The 6043-nt window shown below is 68.0% G+C and carries 1 protein-coding gene; it reads right to left on the bottom strand.

Translation table 11 applies throughout. The features are described from left to right. Nucleotides 1-891: 891 nt before the first annotated feature. A partial coding sequence (locus AB0H00_RS29075; protein ID WP_357272511.1) for an IPT/TIG domain-containing protein occupies nucleotides 892-6043 on the bottom strand: 5152 nt, incomplete at its 5' end.

Here is a 6043-nt window from a genome sequence, read left to right as displayed (position 1 = left end):
GCTCGGACGAGTTCGGCGGAGCTGCCTTCGGTGGAACCGTGGTCGGTCATCACGGCGATCTCGCTCATCGGCGCGCTCGACTCGGGCGCGGGTCGACGGCGGCGGGGATCGGCGCACCGGTGATCCCCACCGCGTCGGCCAATTCCGTGTCCCCGAGCGCGCTTCCCCGCCCAATGCGTTGTGCTGTGTGCCCGGTGAATTCGCCAACAGGCAGGCCCGCGGCCACGCTCATGCTATCCCCGCTCTTCCCGCGCCCCTCTGCACACGCTCCGGCACACCGGGGACTCCTTGGCGCTCCGGCACGATGGAGGTTGCCGGGGCATCGACGACGAAAGACGTTACGCTACTGGATGTTCCCGGTACGAAGGATCAATACGTTCTCGGGCCGCGGGTGGAGAGGCCAGCCTGCCACGCCGGACAAGCCGATCCATCGCCTGGAGGTGCTGGGAAACCATATCGCGCTGATCACCTCTCCTGAGAAGCAGGATCCGACACCCACACCCCAGGTCGTGGCACGCGCGCCCACAACGTGGACGTGGTCTGCACTCACACACACCGGTATCAGGCCGACACGATTTCGAAAACAGAATGAGTGCGAGCGTTGTCGAGGAATTGCTGGGGTGACGAGTCTGTACCCGCATCCAGGTAAGACAGCACGAAGAACCGTCGATGCAGCGCGACAAGGGGTTTCGGAACGCGTGGCGATACCGGCACCCGCGACGCCCGGATACCCTGGCCGCTTGATGGGGACAACTCCACGGCGTCCCGGTCGCGATATGTCTGCCGTGGTGCAGCGCCGCCTTCCCACGACTCCGGTCCTTCCTCAGGCTGGCGCCGCCGCAGAACATCTTGTGGTTGCTGCGTTTTCGGCCGTGTGACCACTGACGCGAACTATTCGTCCGAGGGGCTGACTGCCGTGAGCGTGGACGTGTGAAGGTAGGTGTAGGGAACGCCGTTGCTGGTGCCGCCCGGGGTGGTGACCGTGACGGCGACGACACCCGTCCCTGCAGGGACCCTGGCCCTGATCCGGGTGTCGGAGGTGACGGTGAACGATGTCGCCGCCGTCGTACCGAAACTCACCGCGGTCGCGGCGGTGAATCTCGTGCCGGCGAGGGTGATCGTGTTGCCGCCGAAGGTAGGCCCGAGGTCCGGGATGAGTTCGACGAGCGTCGGTGCCGGAATATAGGTGTAGACGACGCCGTTGCTGGTGCCGCCCGTGGTGGTGACGGTGACCGCGACCGGCACCGTTCCGGTCCCGGCGGGGACAACGGCACTGATCTGGGTTCCGGAGATCACTGTGAAGGAGGCAGCGGGGGTGGCGCCGAACCTCACGGCGCTGACGCCGGTGAACCCCGTGCCGGTGAGCGTGACGGTGTTGCCGCCCGCGACCGGACCCGAGTCAGGGACCACCGAGGTCAGTGTGGGTGCGGCCGCATAGGTGTAGACGACGCCGTTGCTGGTGCCGCCCGCGGTGGTGACGGTGACCGCGACCGGCCCGGCGGTGCCGGCGGGCGCCATGGCACTGATCTGGGAAGCCGAGACCACGGTGAAGGAAACAGCCGCCGTCGCACCGAAGCGCACGGCCGTCGTTCCGGTGAGGTTGTTGCCGGTGAGGGTGACGGTGGTGCCGCCGGTGGCCGGACCCGAGTTCGGGGCCACCGAGGTGAGCGTGGGTGCGGCGATGTAGGTGTAGACGACGCTATTGCTGGTGCCGCCCGCGGTGGTGACGGTGACCGTGACTGATCCAGCGGACCTGGCGGGCGCCACAGCGGTGATCCGGGTGTCGGAGACCACGGTGTAGGAGCTCGCCGGTGTCGCGCCGAAGTGGACGGCGGTCGCGCCGGTGAATCCGGTGCCGTCGATGGTGACGGTATTGCCGCCGGTGCTCGGCCCCGAGTTCGGGACCACTGTGGTAACCGTCGGCGCAGCGACGTAGATGTAGGAGACGCCGTTGCTGGCGCCGCCCGTTGCGGTCACTGTGACGGTAGCCGTCCCGGCGACCCCAGCGGGTACCACGGCACTGATCTCGGCGTCCGACACCACGACGAAGGATGCCGCCGCGTTCGCACCGAAGGTGACCGCGGTCGCATCGCTGAATCCCGTGCCGGTCAGGGTGACGATCTCACCGCCTGTCGTGCGACCCGAGTTCGGGACCATCGAGGCGAGTGTCGGTGGCGGGACGTTGGCGTAGAGGACCGGGTTGCTCGTGCCACCGGCGGTGGTGACTGTGACGCCCACCGTCCCGCTCCCGGGAGGGGCGGTGGCGCTGATCACGCTGTCGGAGACGACTGTGAACGCCGCGGACACCGCACCGAAGCGTACCGCGGTCGCGCTGCTGAGACTCCTGCCGGTCAGGGTGACGGTGTTGCCACCGGTATCCGGCCCGGAGTCCGGGACGATCGAGATCAATGTGGGTGCCAGAACGTAGGTGTAGGAGACGCCGTTGGTGGTGCCGCCCGGTGTGGTGATAGTGACGTCGACCGTGCCGGTCCCTGAGGGCACGACCGCGCTGATCTCGGTATCGGACACCACCGTGAACGAAACCGCCGCTGTCTCACCGAACTCGACCGCACTGGCCCCGGTGAATCCCGTGCCGGCAAGTGTGACGGTGTTGCCGCCGGTCTCCGGTCCCGAGTCGGGATCGACGGAGGCGAGGGTCGGTGCCGGGACGAAGGTGTAGAGGGCAGCGTCGCTGGCGCCACCGACGGTTTCGACGGTGACCGCGGCGGTGCCGGTACCCGCCGGGGCAACCACCTTGATCTCGGTATCCGACACCACCGTGAACGCAGGCGCTCGAGTCCGACCGAAGTTCACAGCAGTGGCAGTGGCGAACCTGGTGCCCCTGATCGTGACGGCATTGCCACCGGTCTCCGGGCCGTAATCGTCGGCCACCGCGGCGAGTGCCGGCGCCGGAATGTAGGTATAGGCCACCGGATTGCTGACCCCACCCGCCGTGGTGACGGTGACGTCAACCGAACCCGTCCCCGCGGGCACGACCGCCGTGATCTCGGTATCCGACACCACGGTGAAGGACACCGCCGAATTCGCGCCGAAACTCACCGCGGTAGTCCGAGCGAATCCCGTGCCGGTAAGAGTGACGGTGTTACCACCATCCTCCGGACCAGAGTCCGGATCGACGGAGGCGAGCGCCGGCGACGGGGCGTAGGCGTAGGCGACGGCGCTGCTGGTGCCGCCGGTGGTGGTGACGGTCACCGCAGCCGTGCCGGTGCCCGCAGGGGCGACCACGCTGATCTCGGTATCCGACACCACCGTGAAGGCCGCGGCCGGTGTCGCCCCGAACGAAACCGCCGTCGCGCCAGTGAGATTGGCACCGGTGAGGGTAACAGTGTTGCCGCCGGTCCGCGGTCCAGCAGTCGGGACCAGTGAGGCGAGGGTCGGTGCCGGGACGAAGGTGTAGAGGACACCATCGCTGGTACCGCCGCGAGTGGTGACGGTTACCGCGGCCACATCGGTACCCGCGGGAGCAACCGCCCTGATCTCGGTACCCGACACCACGGTGAACGATGCCGCCGGAGTCAGGCCGAAATTCACAGCAGTGGCACCGGTGAAGTTGGTTCCGGTGAGGGTCACGGTGTTGCCGCCGGTCTCCGGTCCGGAGCCGGGAACGATCGTGGCGACGGTGGGCGCCGGAACGTAGGTATAGGCCACCGGATTGCTGACGCCACCCGCCGTGGTGACGGTGACATTCACCGACCCGGCCCCCGCGGGCACGACCGCACTGATCACGGTATCCGACACCACGGTAAACGAAACGGCCGCGCCGACACCGAAATTCACCGCCGTCGCGCCGGTGAACCCAGCGCCGGTGAGGGTGGTGGTGTTGCCACCGGATTCTGGACCGGAGCCGGGGACCACCGAGGCCAGCGTGGGCGCCGGGACGTAGGCGTAGGTCAGCGGGTTGCTGGCACCACCTGTGGTCGTCACCGTGATCGCGGTTGTCCCGGTCCCCGCGGGAGCGACAGCGGTGATCTCGGCATCCGAGAACACCGTGAAGGACATGGCCGGTGTCGCACCGAATCTCACCGCCGTCGCACCGGTGAGATTGGTGCCGATCAGGCGGACAGTGTTGCCGCCGGTCCGCGGTCCAGCAGTCGGGACCAGTGAGGCGAGGGTCGGTGCCGGGACGAAGGTGTAGAGGACACCATCGCTGGTACCGCCGCGAGTGGTGACGGTTACCGCGGCCACATCGGTACCCGCGGGAGCAACCGCCCTGATCTCGGTACCCGACACCACGGTGAACGATGCCGCCGGAGTCAGGCCGAAATTCACAGCAGTGGCACCGGTGAAGTTGGTTCCGGTGAGGGTCACGGTGTTGCCGCCGGTCTCCGGTCCGGAGCCGGGAACGATCGTGGCGACGGTGGGCGCCGGAACGTAGGTATAGGCCACCGGATTGCTGACGCCACCCGCCGTGGTGACGGTGACATTCACCGACCCGGCCCCCGCGGGCACGACCGCACTGATCACGGTATCCGACACCACGGTAAACGAAACGGCCGCGCCGACACCGAAATTCACCGCGGTGGTGCTGGTGAAGCCCGTGCCGGTCAGGGTAACCGTGTTGCCACCGGTCTGCGGACCGGAATCGGGGACGATCGCTGCGAGTACCGGTGCCGGGACGTAGGTGTAGGAGACGCCGTTGCTGGTGCCACCCGGAGTGGTGATGGTGACGGCGACCGCGCCGGTCCCGGCGGGTGCGACGGCGCCGATCTGGGTATCGGAGATCACCGTGAAGGAAATCGCCGTTGTACCACCGAAATCGACGGCACTGGCCCCGGTGAATCCGGTGCCCGTCAGCGTCACGGTGTTGCCGCCGGAGGTGGGGCCGTGGTTCGGGTCGACCGAAGTAAGGGCTGGCACTCCGAGGTAGGTAAACGGGACCTCGTTGCTGACGCCGAACTGATTGGTGACGGCGACCGGCACCGTTCCGGCCCCGGCGGGGACGACGGCGGTGATCTGAGTATCGGAGTCGACGGTGAACGAGGTCGCCGCGTTGGTGCCGAAATCCACCGCCAGAGTCCCGGTGAAGTTCTCGCCTTGGAGCACGACCGTGTTGCCGCCGGCTTCGGGGCCCAGGTCGGGGACCACTGCCAGGAGGGCAGGCGCACCACCGTAGGTGTAGAGAACTGCGTTACTGGTACCGGTGGGCGAGACAACGGTGACCGGCAATGTACCGGTCCCGGCGGGGACGACGGCGCTGATCTGAGTGTCGGAGTCGACGGTGAACGAGGTCGCCGGGGTGGCACCCAAGGTGACCGAGGTGACACCGGTGAGGTTGGCGCCGGTCAAGACGACGGTGTTGCCGCCCTCGACCGGACCCGAATTCGGAACGACCGAATCCAACGTGGGGACAAGAACATAGGAGTAGGAGACGCCGTTGCTGGTGCCGCCGGTGGTGGTAGCCGTGACGGCAACCGTGCCGGTGCCCGCGGGGGCGACGGCGCTGATCTCGGTGTCCGAAACCACGGTGAAGGAGGTCGCCGGGGTGGCGCCGAAGGCGACCCTAGTCGTACCCGTGAGGTTGGTGCCGGCGAGGCTGACGGTGTCGCCGCCGGTCTCCGGACCGGAGCCTGGGACGATCGCCGCGAGTACCGGTGCCGGGACGTAGGTGTAGGAGACGCCGTTGCTGGTGCCACCCGGGGTGGTGAGGGTGACCGCGGTTGTGCCGGTCCCCGCGGGAGCGACCGCGGTGATCTCGGTGCTCGACACCACGGCGAAGGAGGTCGCGGGTGTCGCGCCGAAACGGACGGCGGTGGTCCGGGCGAGATCGGTACCGGTGAGGGTGACGGTGTTACCTCCGGTCTCCGGACCGGAGTCGGGGTTCAGGGAGGCGAGGGTGGGTGCCGGGAGGAAGGCGTAAAGGACGCCGTTGCTGCGGCCGCCGGTGGTGGTGACGTTGACCGCGGTTACGCCGGTGCGCGGGGGAGCGACTGCGGTGACCTGGGTGTCGGAGACCACGGTGAACGACGTGGCGGGTGTCGTGCCGAAGCGGACGGCGAGGGTTCGGGTGAGGTTCGTACCGGTA

The sequence above is a fragment of the Nocardia sp. NPDC023852 genome (assembly GCF_040639505.1).
Taxonomy (GTDB): Bacteria; Actinomycetota; Actinomycetes; order Mycobacteriales; family Mycobacteriaceae; genus Nocardia.
The sequence above is the reverse complement of the archived record's forward strand: the minus strand, read 5'-3'. Positions and strand labels throughout refer to the sequence as shown.